General features: G+C 54.7%; 14 protein-coding genes. All 14 read right to left on the bottom strand.

Features of this window, described 5'->3' with window-relative positions; translation table 11 throughout:
• Nucleotides 1-97 precede the first annotated feature (97 nt).
• On the bottom strand, nt 98-1,114 hold the full coding sequence (locus tag ACFOLF_RS30820; RefSeq protein WP_210039608.1) for an ion channel: 1,017 nt from the start codon (nt 1,112-1,114) through the stop codon (nt 98-100).
• A gap of 110 nt (nt 1,115-1,224) precedes the next feature.
• Entirely contained in the window at nt 1,225-1,617 is a 393-nt protein-coding gene (locus ACFOLF_RS30815; protein ID WP_210039663.1) for a DUF350 domain-containing protein, read from the bottom strand.
• Entirely contained in the window at nt 1,617-2,303 is a 687-nt protein-coding gene (locus tag ACFOLF_RS30810) for a signal peptide protein (protein WP_379113034.1), read from the bottom strand. Before ACFOLF_RS30810 ends, ACFOLF_RS30815 begins: the two co-directional genes overlap by 1 nt.
• Entirely contained in the window at nt 2,300-3,505 is a 1,206-nt protein-coding gene (locus tag ACFOLF_RS30805) for a glutathionylspermidine synthase family protein (protein ID WP_379113031.1), read from the bottom strand. The genes ACFOLF_RS30810 and ACFOLF_RS30805 overlap by 4 nt, the downstream gene beginning before the upstream one ends.
• The gene (locus tag ACFOLF_RS30800; RefSeq protein ID WP_210039609.1) at nt 3,502-4,215 is read right to left on the bottom strand and encodes a hypothetical protein; all 714 of its coding nucleotides are present in this window, start codon (nt 4,213-4,215) and stop codon (nt 3,502-3,504) included. Before ACFOLF_RS30800 ends, ACFOLF_RS30805 begins: the two co-directional genes overlap by 4 nt.
• 28 nt (nt 4,216-4,243) lie before the next feature.
• Nucleotides 4,244-4,459, bottom strand: coding sequence for a hypothetical protein (locus ACFOLF_RS30795; RefSeq protein WP_210039610.1), 216 nt, complete (start codon nt 4,457-4,459; stop codon nt 4,244-4,246).
• 345 nt (nt 4,460-4,804) lie between these two features.
• Nucleotides 4,805-5,509, bottom strand: coding sequence for a cupin domain-containing protein (locus ACFOLF_RS30790; protein WP_210039611.1), 705 nt, complete (start codon nt 5,507-5,509; stop codon nt 4,805-4,807).
• 200 nt (nt 5,510-5,709) lie between these two features.
• Nucleotides 5,710-6,726, bottom strand: coding sequence for a fatty acid desaturase (locus tag ACFOLF_RS30785; protein ID WP_210039612.1), 1,017 nt, complete (start codon nt 6,724-6,726; stop codon nt 5,710-5,712).
• A 304-nt stretch (nt 6,727-7,030) separates the two neighbouring features.
• Nucleotides 7,031-7,669, bottom strand: coding sequence for a thiamine phosphate synthase (thiE, locus tag ACFOLF_RS30780; protein ID WP_210039666.1), 639 nt, complete (start codon nt 7,667-7,669; stop codon nt 7,031-7,033).
• Nucleotides 7,670-7,673: 4 nt separating this feature from the next.
• Nucleotides 7,674-8,489 (bottom strand): bifunctional hydroxymethylpyrimidine kinase/phosphomethylpyrimidine kinase, encoded by an 816-nt coding sequence (gene thiD / locus ACFOLF_RS30775; protein ID WP_210039613.1) that lies wholly within the window; start codon nt 8,487-8,489, stop codon nt 7,674-7,676.
• Nucleotides 8,490-8,821: 332 nt separating this feature from the next.
• On the bottom strand, nt 8,822-9,589 hold the full coding sequence (locus tag ACFOLF_RS30770) for an SDR family oxidoreductase (RefSeq protein ID WP_210039614.1): 768 nt from the start codon (nt 9,587-9,589) through the stop codon (nt 8,822-8,824).
• A 21-nt stretch (nt 9,590-9,610) separates the two neighbouring features.
• A complete protein-coding gene (locus tag ACFOLF_RS30765; RefSeq protein WP_210039615.1) occupies nt 9,611-11,116 on the bottom strand; it encodes an acyl-CoA reductase in 1,506 nt (501 codons plus the stop codon).
• On the bottom strand, nt 11,109-12,248 hold the full coding sequence (locus ACFOLF_RS30760; RefSeq protein WP_210039616.1) for a LuxE/PaaK family acyltransferase: 1,140 nt from the start codon (nt 12,246-12,248) through the stop codon (nt 11,109-11,111). Before ACFOLF_RS30760 ends, ACFOLF_RS30765 begins: the two co-directional genes overlap by 8 nt.
• The gene (locus ACFOLF_RS30755; protein WP_210039617.1) at nt 12,245-13,600 is read right to left on the bottom strand and encodes a uracil-xanthine permease family protein; all 1,356 of its coding nucleotides are present in this window, start codon (nt 13,598-13,600) and stop codon (nt 12,245-12,247) included. The genes ACFOLF_RS30760 and ACFOLF_RS30755 overlap by 4 nt, the downstream gene beginning before the upstream one ends.
• Nucleotides 13,601-13,667: the final 67 nt, after the last annotated feature.

Below are 13,667 nucleotides of genomic sequence, written 5' to 3'. Positions count from 1 at the left end.
TACAAAATAAGGGTGCCTTCTTTGGCCAATGAATTGTCTATTTCTGCATCGCTGATTCATCCCTTTTGCTTCACTTGGCTTTCGTTCTTGTTCCGTTTTATTTCCCGGTGATAGCCTGGTAGGTAGCAGTGTCAGCGATAATATAAAGCCGCGCCCCGGCGGGAATCGGCGTGTTCAGCTTGCGGTTAACACCCAGATCGCCGCGATCCGAAATCAACGTCGCTCCCCGGCTCAACAGATCCTGAAAAGCATCCCCGTATGTCCGCCAACCTGCTTCTACAGGAACCTCAAAGATATCATCGCCATGCTGACGGCTGAGCAGTTGGCTGAAGATTTCCGAATTCCCCTCCTGAAGCGCAGCCCGGACGGCGAGTCTGGATATGGCGTCATGGGACAGAACGAACTCGTTTACATTGATATAGCGGAAATTCAAAATGTTTTTCTCCTGGACGATCTCCACCGTCGTATGGACATGCGGAGCAGTCCTTTCAATGCTCGAGGTAATCAACAGCGACTTTCCGTCAGCCAGCGCCGCCTCGTCAATCCGCGAATCCGCAAACACAATTGCTGACCGCGCCTTCTGCAGCATAGCCCGTTCCAGCACTTCATCGGATGCGGGATCGCCGCTGATGAAATGGACATTGCTGCGGTTCAGCAGCGGATGCTTATCAGTCTCGTCGACGATAACAATTTCCGCACCCGGCAGGTAGGTCATAATTTCCTCTACAGCGTAGTGCGCCTTTTTGCTCCAGTTGATAATGATGATATGATCCTTGCCCTGAAAGTTCAATTGACCGGCCTCCCTCTGCCGTTGAATGCCTGCCACGGAATCGATGACTTTGCCGATCAACAAGCTCAACAGGCCGATTCCGAAAATATACAGAAAGATCGTAAACACTTTGCCCAGTACCGTCTTCGCAAAATAATCGCCGTAGCCAACCGTAGCCATCGTCGTCAGCACCCAATACAGGGAATTAAACCATGAGGTGAATGTTGCCGGTTCCAGCAAGTAGGCGATGGAGGCGCTGATCAGAATGAAAATGATAACAGTCAGGATAATCGACGTATTTTTGAAACGCATGGTTTTGTTAAGCACTCTAAGAAAGAAATACATGCTGATCCTCATCCTCTTCCGCTCAGATCGGCGAATGCCGCATAAAAAAAAGAGATTGCCCTGCCGGAATGGGAACGGACAGAGCATCATGCAAGCTATATAGGATCTTGCTATACGATCAGGCTGCTTACGGCGAAGCTCGTACCCAGGAATACGAAGCACAGCAGAATGCCGATGGCAGTGTTGCCCTTCTGCAGATGCTCGGATACTTTCAGCCCCGGTGTGACCAGCTCGAAAATCCAATAGGCGGCGATCAGGCAGACATAGCCCACCGCAAACCAGATCATCATAAACCAAATGGACGTATTGGTATAGGCGGCAACGCCCAGAATAATTGCCGTTGCCAGAAACTTTCCGCCCAGCGCGAGCCCTACCGCCATATTCCCCTTGCGCAGCTCATCCATGTCGCGGAATGGAGTCATCCAGCTGAAGATCAGCATGCCGAGCGTCTGCAGCAGGATAATGACAGCAACACTTACCACAATATTGATCACAATGGTCATCATGCCCACCCCCTGAATTTTGCATAGACCATATCATAGTCGCTGTAATCATGAACTTCTTCCACCATGATCATTACTTTTGTCACACTCTTGAGCGCCTTGTACCGGTCCTCGTCGATCGGCTGCTTGAGCTGGTTGCCCGATGGCAGCGTCAGGACCGCAAAGTTCCGCGTCTTGCCCTGGTACTCCGTCTTGTATACCCCGACCAGCGGAACATTCGTCTTCAGCGAAATCTTCAAATTGTCGAGATCCGCCTTCGCCTTGGTCTGATCCGGATAGGATTTGAGCGTATTCCAGGCAGACAGCTTGACTTCATTGCTGCCGGTTTCGTTGGTCACCATATCCGCGCTCATGAACTGCAGCGTCCAGATTTTGGCGCCTGTTGCGTAGTTCCCGTCATTGGGCAAAAGTGTATTGTCAGGCAGAACGGTCATGTCGCTGCCGATCAAATCGCCGACCGTACCTTCAACAATCCTGTAATCCCACGGAATCCGCTGCGCATCTTCGCCGGAAGCCGCAGCTGTATCGGAGGTGGTATGGAATACGGACGGTTGATCGGACGAGCACGAGCTGAGGAGCAGACTGGCGAAGACAGCCAGCATCAGGATGCCGATCAGCTTCACGCGGCCGCGGCGGCGCATCACTCCGCGCTCTGCTGCTGAATCGCTTGCTCTGTTTTCTATCATTCTCTTTCTTTCACTCCCAACGCGATAAAATGGCTCGTATTTCCGGTAATCGGCCCTCCGGCTCTGCCGAGCAGCCCGCAGGGGGCGCCATTAAGCATGAACATGCCTGTCAGCAGATGAAATTCGCCTGCCGCCGTCTCGATGCGGGCAAGCTCTGCTCTTTTCTGATACACCACAGGAAATAATTCGCTTGTATCAAAACCGTGTTCATCTGCAAGCTCCAGCTGGCCCTGCGTGTCGAACAGCCTGACCGAGCCGCCCTCGCGGCCGAACATTGATTTGGATACAAAGCTGCCTTCGAAGACCGGCTTGTTGTAGGTCGGGAGCATATACAGTCTGATCGCTTCCCGTTCCTCCTCATTAAACAACAGACCCAATTCGTACAGCCCCCATGCGGCGGCCTGCAGCCCCTTGGACTGGAGAATAATGCTGTGCGGGGAATTGAACAGCGTAAGGCTGCCGCTCTCAATCGCATAGGCAAGAGCGTCTCCGCCCTCATCGACTGCCATCCACTCTTTCGGGTACAGGGCGAACAACCGGTTGATCGGGGCTCCTTCCCCATCCTTCAATACCCCGTCGTCCACCCATAATTCCAGACAATCCGTACAGCGGACATCCAGTCCGCTGTGCCGCACAAGCGCTTCGATGGTCCCGGAATCCTCAACATGGGCGCCATAGCCCACACATGCGGCAGCCTCCGGCTGCTCCTCCGCCCAGGCTGCGGCAACCAGCTGCGCCATGCCTGCATTAGGGGATTCGAGCCCGGCCAGCTTGAACAGCCAGGGCGTCGCTATCGCAGCTTCCACATAACCTGTCGGCGTGTCTGCATTGAGCTCCAGCAGCTTGATCGTTCCATCGTGGGAGATGGCAAAGTCGAACCTGGCATACCGGCTGATCCTGCCTTCGGGAGGAAGCGGCAGCTGATCGATCGTATCCCATAGTATCTCGGGGATGCCAAGCAGTACATAAAGCTCGCGTTTGCCCGCCAGATAACGCGCTGTCTTGTCGAGAACGAGCCACAGTATTGCAGATGCGCGCGCAAGCTCGCTGTATAGAGCCTCCGGCATGACAATCAGCTGGTCGATCCAGTAGGCCTCATCCTCCAGATCCGCCCAGGCGAAGCCGATTTCCTTCAGCTGGGCAACCCGGGCGGCGCGGTCGGAATGCGGCTGACCCAGCACCTCGAATATCGAAGCGGTCAACCGCCGAACCCTCCGGACGAACCGGAGCTTTTGCTCGATGATGAACTGAAGCCGCTGCTCGACTTGCTGCTGGACGAGCTTGTGCTTCCGGAGCTGGATGAGCTCAGCACGCTTGACTTGCCGCCGATTCCGCCGGGCTTGGAGGATGTGCTGCGGCGGGTGACCGAACCGGTCGTATTGGTCGTCTTGGGGCGGATGGTGGAGCCGACCACCGGCTTGTTCTGAAAGGTATCGCTCGTATAAGTCTTGGACTTATACGGCTTGGTCGTTCCGGCGTAATAGGTCGTATGCGAGGAAGACCATCCGGAAGCCGAATAAGAAGAGCCTCTATTAAAGAGCAAATGATAGAGAATCAGATCATCCCAGCCAAAGCCGGATGTCGCCCCGTTATTAATGATGACCGTATCAGGCGAGTCTCCGCCCAGCGTTCCCATGCTGTCAGTTCCCGCAACAGCGCCGGCTCCCTCATCCAGCAGCGGGATGTTCCAATCGACCGCCGGGTCGAAATATTGCTTCACTTCATCTGTCGACCACTCTACCAGCTTGGGCTGCCCGCTGCCTGTATCATCGGCCGCAAAAGCAGCAGAGCCGAAAGCCGCATTAGCCAGCAGCGCGATCCCAAGCGAGGTCGACAATATCCGAAGCGGCTTGCCGTCTTTGGTAAAAAGCTTGAATTTGACCGGTTCATCCGGTTTCTCTTCCCACTTCAACTGCTGTTCCCCCTGTCGCTGACATTTCTTATATGTTCTGCATCGGAACGACCAATATCTCCAGTTTTCCGTTATCCAGATTCAATCTGCCCTCCAGCGTCTCGTACTCGCGGCCGCTCACCGTTATATAATTAATATGCTCAAGCGAGGCGATCATGCTCGTCGACCATGTCCGTTCGTCGATCTGGCGCAAGCTGCCTTCGGGTTCTTTCTCATATAAGATGACTGCTATTCCGTTGTCCACATCTGTACACCCTTTCACTATGGAGTGTCTGCCATATTTTACAGTAACTGAATCCGGAAAGACTTGTCAATCCAAGAATTGTCATAATTTGTTGAAAAACAGAGCATGCATCCTATATCCATTTTTCTTCGCTTTCATAAACAAAAAGAGCAGAATCCTTATTCTTGTTTATACCCGGTTTCCATAATAACACTCCTGATTCCTGTGGTATATACTGGATTTCCTTCCTTTGTTATCGGTATGCCGCTTTCTGAAATGCACAGCCGGACATCGATTGCAGAAATTTTACAAAAAAAAAGAACCTCAGAGGTTTAAAGACTCCCGAGGCTCTTGTATGGTTAATATTTAAAAGGAATTTCCCCCATTGCCGATGACAGGCCGCGGCTGCGGATAGTAGCTTGGAAGTCCTTGATGGACAAATCCCTGGCCCTGGTTATTATAGGACTGCTGCTGGACCGGTTGATAGGAATAATTCTGAGGATAGGCTGACTCGGCTTGTTCCCGGGATTGATTCTTATTGCAATTGGCAGGGGGGCCGATGACGACTGTTTCTGTGATAGGCGCCAGTGTAGCCTTTACTGCAGCTTCATTGAGACAATAAGTGTGCGCGAATACATTCGCAGGCGTCAACCGCAGGAGATCGGAGCCCGGAATGAATTCCGGAATCGGCGCATCGAATATTGCCAGCAGATGGGTGTCGTCGACGGTCGCAACCTCGTAATGCCACCATCCCTGCGGCACATTCGCCACCTGTCCGGGCTGTATCGGAAAATTGCGCAGCTCCTTGGTGAACGGGTTGATCAAGGATACAACGGCAGCACCAGAAATGCAGTATACCAGCTCTGAAGCGTTTTGATGAGTATGCGGCTCTATAACATTCCCCGTACTCAAATAGATATCAAGCAAAGAGGTATTTCCGAGTGTGTTCAACTGCTGGATGGATAATGCGTTGATTAAATTCCGCGAATCCTTTGTGAAGAAATTATTCTTGCTTACATCATAAGAAAACTGTGCGGTAGGTGAAGCATAGTCCATATACGAAATCGCCAATATAAGCCCTTCCCTTCATGATCGTTCTAGACATTTGCCTTATTGGATAGGGTATGTGAATGCCTAGAACCGGGTGCGCCCATTATTCGTTACTTCCCCTCCTTTTTCAATCCCATTACGTTGCGCTCATCCTCCAGTTATGCCGGCCAGCCTCACTGGCGCTGCGCCCATATTCGTCGTTTGTTAAATGTGATTCCCGCCTACTGGTATTGTTGATCGGCAGAACCGCTCCTTGCTGCCTCCTTGAAATTGACGAATTTAACATTTTTCTCATCCCAGAGCCGGTAACGGAATGTGTGCAGGCTTGCAGCAATATTGATCGTCGTGGCCTTTTGAAGCGCCGGTGTGTGATCATGCGCGGCCTCCAAATAATAGTTGGGCACTTTGGGACTGAGATGGTGGACATGGTGAAAGCCAATATTTCCTGTAAGCCATTGCAGCCACCCGGGAAGCTTGTAATAGGAGCTCCCCTCCACAGCCGCGCTCACGAAGCTCCATTCCTGCTCCTTGACGAAATAGGTATCCTCGAACTGGTGCTGTACATAGAAGAGCCAAACGCCCGCAGCCCCTGATATGAAAAATATCGGTCCATGTATCAGCAGAAACGGCTGCCATCCAATCGTGAAGCACAGCAGGAGCGGAATCCCGATGACGGCCGCATTGGTGAGATAGGTGTTGAGGCGCTCTTTCAGCTTGGCTTTCTTCTTATTAAACCGGTTGGCAATTATGAAAATATAGAAGGGACCGAGGCCGAACATGACTAACGGATTGCGGTATAGACGATAAGCGAGCTTTGTAAGAACCGGACTGGCCCTATATTCGTCAACCGTCAGAATCCACACATCACCCGTTCCCCGCTTGCTCAAATTGCCGCTGGTTGCGTGGTGTATGGCATGCTCGTGCTTCCACTTATGATAAGGGAAGAAGGTCAGAATTCCCGTCAGCGTTCCGAGGATCTCGTTGGCCAACCGGCTTTTAAAGAACGAATAATGGCAGCAGTCATGAAACAGGATAAACGTCCGGATCAGAAATCCCGAAGCTGCAATGCTCAACCCGAGCGTAAGCCAATAGGAAACGCCGAGGCTGGCATAGGCGAAATACCATAGCAGAAAAAAAGGAATAATCGTATTGCAAATCTGCCATATGCTGGACCTAAGATTTGATTTTTCAAATGGAGCCACGTCTTTCTTCAATTGCAGCTTAGCCTGTGCGCTCATAGCAATCCTCCTGATCATGCTTCAATTATTGATGATTGAACAATTCAGTCAAAATTTAAAATACAAAGGTCCCTTTTAATTGCCTTTACCTGAGTCGCTGTATCTGTGATTACAACCCCAATCGCTTACGTCTTCTATGGCTAGCTCTACTATAACGAAATCCATGAAAGCGACAAACTGTCTGCAGAACGAAAATCACTCATCCGCTGGGCGGATCATTTCCCACGACTTATGGTTGTTTACATATTCCTGAACGCGAAGAAAACCGGACAGCATTGGCCGGTTTTCAGTACACTTCTATTCATTACACAGCAGTCATGGCAATCAGCTCTCGGGCAGTTTCCTCCACGTTCGCAGCCTGGCTGACCGCAGAGATTACGGCAATTCCATCTGCACCCGCCTGGAGAACCGGCGCCGCATTCGCTATGCCGATACCGCCAATGCCAACAAGCGGAGCGGTTATTCCGGCATCCCTGATCTGGCGAATCATCTGCGGCCCCTGAACCTCCCTGGCGTCGAGCTTCGTGCTTGTAGGATACATCGGTCCCACGCCGAGATAATCGGCTCCCTGCTCCAATGCAAGCCGTGCTTCCTCCACATTATGCGCGGATACCCCAAGCAGCTTGCTTCCCAGCCTGCTGCGGATCCAGGGCACCTCTCCGTCTTCCTGACCGATATGGAGGCCGTCCGCATCCAGACTGAGGGCAAGCTCGACGTCATCATTAACGATGAAAGGAATGCCGCTCTCCCGGCAAATCAGCCGCAGCTGGCGGGCCAGCTCCAATTTGGCCTGACCCGTCAGACAGCCGGTTCCTTTCTCCCGGAGCTGGAACATTGTGACTCCGCCTCTGATCGCCGCCTGCAGCACTTCAACCGGATTTCCTCCCGTATTAACGCTCCCCATTACCAGATACAGCCGAAGCTGCGGGCGGATATCCGTCATCCCGTTATTCAAGAACAGCCCCTCTTTCCTGCCGGTAAGCCCAATGATTCGTCGGGCCGTTACCGCCGCCCAAGTCCAGTGAATGGGCAATAGCCGCCTGGATGAAGGCTTTGGCGGTACGCACCGCTTCGCGTACCGGATTACCCTTGGCCAGCTCCGCGGCTATGGCAGCCGAGAAGGTGCAGCCGGTACCATGAGTATGCCGGGTCGCAATCCGCTCTCCGGTAAATTCCTCGCAGTATTCCCCGTCCGAGAACAAATCCACCGTGTGCAGCGCATCCTCCTCATGCCCGCCTTTGATCACCGCATAGCTCGCGCCCATAAGACAGATCGCTCTTGCGGCTTTCTTCTTGTCTTCTTTGCTGCTGATCCGGATGCCGGTGAGCGCCTCAGCCTCCGGGATATTCGGCGTTACCACCATCGCCAGCGGAATCAGATGGCTGATCATGGTCTCGATTGCTTCCGCCTGCAGCAGCGGGGAGCCGCCCTTCGCCACCATTACGGGATCAACCACCAGCTGCAGCCATTCGTAATGCTTCACTTTATCGGCAACCGCCCTGATCAGCTCTGCGCTGAACAGCATGCCGGTCTTGAGCGCATCCGGTCTCAAGTCCGCTCCGATTGAATCCAGCTGCCGCGCAACAGCCAAGGCGTCCAGCGGAAAAACCCCTTGAACACCAAGCGTGTTCTGCGCGGTAACGGCCGTGATTGCCGACATGCCGTAAACGCCAAGCTCCTGAAAGGTTTTGATGTCGGCCTGTATGCCGGCCCCTCCACCGCTGTCCGAGCCGGCAATCGTTAATACTTTGCGAATCGTCATTGTCCACTCCTCCTCTTCGGCGCCGGTCTGGAAGTCCGGTGAAAAAGACCGGCTGCGCATGCGGAAACGTCTTCTGATACTCGCAAGTGCTGCAAGCGGGTTAGCCGCTTGTCACTTGTCGTGGAGCTGTTGTACACTTGAATTTTTTAATTTTGGATAGCTTTGGTGCAAAACCATCCACGGTATGGATGTGGATGGTTTTGCACCCTATTTGTTAAATTCGGGGTACAAAGGTCGTAATTGGATGCTTAAGAAGCAGCCTTCTTACGAAAGCTTTCAGCTTACGCTCTCCAGACTATTTCCGCCTGCTCCGCCTGTTATTCACCATACGTCTAGACCATAACCAATCCGCCATCGACTCTCAGACATTGTCCGGTTATGAATGAGCCCCAATCGGACGCCAGCATCAAGACGCCTCCGGCAATATCCTTCGGCACAGCCAGCCGCCCAAGCGGGGTCAGCCGAATAATCGCCTCGCGCGCATCCTCCGGTGTCTCGCGGCTGGAGTCGGCTCCTTGCGTCAGGCCGGCTGCCACGCAGTTGACGTTGATGCCGAATGCCCCAAGCTCCGCAGCCAGATTCCGGCTGTACCCGAGCAGGGCGGCCTTCGCCGTCGTATAATCGTGGTAAGGCACAACGGGGAAATCAATCAGGTTCGTCACGATATTAATGATCCGCCCTTCACCCTGCTGCTTCATTATCGGGATCACGGCCTTGCAAATATGAAAAGCACCGCCCAGACTGCCGTCCAGTTGACGCTGATAATCCGCCCAGTCAAGGCTCCATGCGGTTTGGCGCGTCTTCGGATTGAAGGAATACTGGCTGAGCGCATTGTTCACCACGATATCAATGCCTCCGAAGCCATCCGCAATGGCTGCTACCATCCGCTGCACTTCATCCCCATTCGTCACATCCGCCTGCATCGCCGCTCCATCGCCGCCGCTCTCCCTGATTCTGGACACGACCTCTTCCGCCAGCTTCCCGCTGTGCAAATAATTGACGACCACAACTGCGCCCAAAGCTCCGAAAGCCAGAGCGACCGCTGCGCCAATGCCGCGGCTGGCTCCGGTTACGAGGACGACTTTATTCCGGAAATCCATATCGCTCCCCTCCCCTGTTGCTTATTCCATATCGGGATCATACAGCTCCGCTCCCTGCTCTGCGCTCCACTCCATATCTGTCCAGCGCAGCAGATCCAGCAGATTGTACCGGCCGTCATGATGCCAGCCGGCAGGCGTGCGCGTCATTTGGCCCACGGCGCAAATCCGGTTGATCCCCGCTGCGCCAAGGCACCCCGCAAGACGCTGAAGCCGGGCCGGCCCCACTGCTATCCCCACAGATTGGGAGTATCGCCGGTGAAGCGGCATGGCCGGTATCGTTTCTTCGAGCGACAGACAGCCAATGACATGAACCGTCCGGTTCAAGGGAGAAGCCTGCATCTCTCCGGAGGGATGATAGATCACCGTCCATTCCGTGCCTTGCTTGCTGCCATAAACGGCGGTTCCCGCTCCATTCAAGGCTGCCAGCTCGTACTGGTTCCGAAGCGCATGGATAGCCTGCGCTTCTTCCCTGGTGACAGCCGCCCGCGGCTTCCTGAGCTGGAAGCGTTGAAGCTCGGCTGCGAGCAGCTGGGCAAACAGCTGCGGCGGCACCGAACCGCCCGACTCCACAAACACCGAGTGGGGAGACAGGCAGCTTTGCTGATCATAGGTGCTTACGTCCTGAGCGAGCCGGTGCACCGTATCCTGATAACGGTCGGGGGTCAGCGCCTCCCTTCCCACCATGGCAAAGCTGATTTTATGTCCGTAGCTGACCAGCCTTTTATACTCCGGCAGCCTGCTGCGGATTTGCCGGACCGCTTCATCCGAGCCATAGGCGACCACGACCTCCGCGGCCTCCATTGCCGGAGCCTCCAGGTCAAGGCTGCCGCCCTTCCAGGGAAGAACAGCAATGGAATCGGCCAGCTTCGGGTCGATTTGCCGCAGCGACTCGGTGAACAGAACAGCCATGACAGGTTCGGACGAGGCGGTCTTGGAGAGGATGGCAGATTTGACCAACAGCCCCATGACCAGACTCCAGACCGGCAGACCCGGAACATTGCCCGAGCCTACCTGATAGATGAGCTCCGGTCCATAGGCTCTGCCCATCCCGCCGGTTCTGCGGGGCCGGAATTCATCCAGCACGGCGCTTGAGTCCAATTCCTCCTCCAGAAAACGGAGCAGCTCTTTCCTGCGGAACAAGCGCATGAATCGTTTGAGCTCCAGCCTGATCATATCCCGGTCATAGCCGGTCAGAGCCGGAAGCCAGCTCTCCGCCTTCCTCCGCAGCTCATAATCCGGATTCGTCCACAGCTGCACGGCGGCATCGATAACATCCACAATCTCGCCGGTTCGCAGACCAGCCAGGTAAGCGATGCGATTCATTGTCACCTTCGCGGCAATTTCTTCTATTTTGGACCGGCTCAGAATTGGAAATGACAGAATGACGGTTCCCTCGGATGTCTCAAGCCGCCGCTCCGTGAAGCCGTCAAAGATAATTCCGCGGGGCACGGCATAAGCCGGATAGACAGGGGGCTCTGCTGCTGATTCCCGACTCGCCCACCCCACGGCTCCTTCTTCCCTATCCATTCCACGCCGCCTGCTTCAATTGATCGACAGCGATCGAGCAGCCGCGCGCCTCCGAGCCCTGAAGGCGGCCCTCCAGCATCAATCCCCTGTCAGTCATACAGCCAGTATCCTCGGTCAATATAGCCAGACTCGAATTCCAGTTTGCCAGATCGAAATGGGCCAGAACACCGGATTCACCCTGGCTGACCGGTTCCAGCGTATCGGGATCAAGCACCAGCGTTCTGATCCATGCCGGTCCCGATTTCACATACATGGACTGCGCATCCGAAACACTCGAGCTCACCGTCCGGTCATAGAGCTGGGAACTCAGCTCCGTCATCCCGTACATATTCACGAACCGGCTGCGGTCCAGACAGAACGCAGCTGTAAAAGCCTGATGCAGCTCCTCCACCGTCACTTCCCGCGCCTGCCCTTTCAGGCCGCCGGTATCGAACACGATACTGCCTGCGGGCAATGTGAACTGAAGCGAGCGCTCCTGGCAATAATCAAGAAAATGAACATAGGAGAAGGTGGTTCCCAGGATCAGAACCGGCTCCACGCGGCCCTGAACAGCCTGCATTGCCGAAGCCAACCCCTCCATATCCAGCCCTGATCCGGCATGATAGAAGTTACGGCTGTCCTCACTCCCATACAGCTCTACAGCCCGGCTGACATAACGGGACAGCGAGGAATTCGGATTCAGATCGCTGCCCGGCGAGATAACCCAAGTCGTCATCCGCTGGGTATCCGGCAGCACGAATTCGGCAAACGACAAAGCCATCGACTTGTCCCACACCTGAAGGGTCGGGTGGTAGTTGCGCCCCTTCTTGTCCGCATTCGTCGTTCCGCTGGTCATAAATACCGCTTCCGCCTCTTCCGGCGGCTCGCAGGACAAGGTCAATTCCTTGAAGCCCTGAATCGGCAGCGGCGGAATTTCTCTCCATTCCCGGACGTTGAGCGGTGATTTCCGGCGCGCCTGGCAGTACTTCCGGTAAGGGATATTATATTGAAACTGGTACTGAAAAAGCTGCAGCGCCAGCTTATTGTAGGCTTCCTCCAGTGCAGGTTCGCCGCTCTCGGCAGCCGATCGGTCACCGAACCGCTCCATAAAAGCCAGAATTTCCTGTACGATGCCTGCGGATTCGTTTCTCATGAGCTCAGCTCCCTTGGCTTGGGCCTGAATATCCGGAACCAGCCGGGTATGTTGACAAGCAGCAGCTGCAGAACAATGGCGGACAATGCGCCAACCATGATCGTGTTGGACAGGAACTTGCCGGCAAAGCCTGCGGCGCCCTCAAAAATAGGAGGCAGTGAAATTGCCAGCAGGATGGAGAGGCCGGCAATCGTGAAATTCGCTTCCGTCTTGGCCATGCGGCCCAGGATGCCGACACCGGAATAGATCAGCGAAGCGGCGGCCGGCAGGAATAAGCCTCCCACGACGGCGCCAGGCGTCACGACCAGAATCGCCCCGGCTTTAGGCACAAAACCGAGAATCAGGAAGATCACGCCCGCAGCCGTAACCGCATGCCGTGAACCGATTCCCGTAAGGCGCAGCAGCCCGACATTTTGCGCATAAGCGGTTGTGGGGAACCCGCCAATCAGCGTGGATACCACCGAGCCTGCCGCTTCTCCGGAGAATCCGTACCGGATCCGCTTGGCGGTCAGCGGTATGCGCACCATATCCGAGGCGGCGTGATAGACGCCCATCGCTTCGATGACTGCAACCACATACGCGAAGAAGAAGGTTGCGAAGGTTGGCAGGTCCAGGGTGAGAGAGCCGTAAGGGAGAAAATGCGGCAGTCCGAACCAGCTTTTTTCCGCAACAGAGGAGAAGTCGATCTGGCCCCATCCGAACGCGATCAGATCGCCAACCAGCAGCGCGATCAGGAAAGCGAAGGAACGCAGGACCCCTTTTGCAAATACAGACAGCAAAATAACGACAAGCGCCGTTGCGATCGACATGGTCAGCACCGGAGCGGTCGCGAAGGTATCCGTGCCGGGCGACCCGCCCAGAAATTCGGAGAGCGTAAAACCTGAGAGCGCAATCCCGACAACCAGAATCACGGAGCCGGAAACCACTGGAGAGAAGATCGATTTCAACCGGCCCAGCACGCCTGTAACGGCCAATGCAAAGACGATAAGTCCGCTCAAAATAATGCCGCCGCCCGCCGCCGCCAGACCGTTATCCTTGCCTGCGGAAATCATCAGGGAATCGAAGGCGGCCGATGGCCCCTGTACAACCGGAAGCTTGACCAGGCGTGTCGCCTGGACCAGCGTGACCAGCCCTGCCGCGATAAATATCGCGTTGACCATATTGGCGGCAAGGGCCATCGGCAGACCGATCAATGCGGCCACAAATACGGGATCCAGCCATACATTGGATACAAATACATGCTGCAAGCCATAAAGAATATTTTTATGCGCCGGAAGCTTCTCTTCCACTCCGACACTCAGATAGACCGGCTCCTGATCGGGCAAGTCCTGCGCGCGTTCTCGTTCCTGCATGCTCATAATTCTCCCTTTCCTGCATTAACCTTGGAATGACACTTGAAGCTTGCTTCCCAAACCAGAC

The organism is Paenibacillus sepulcri (assembly GCF_042647105.1).
Classification (GTDB): Bacteria; Bacillota; Bacilli; order Paenibacillales; family Paenibacillaceae; genus Paenibacillus_Z; species Paenibacillus_Z sepulcri.
Note: the sequence above shows the minus strand (reverse complement) of the source record. Positions and strands in the feature narration are given on the sequence as shown.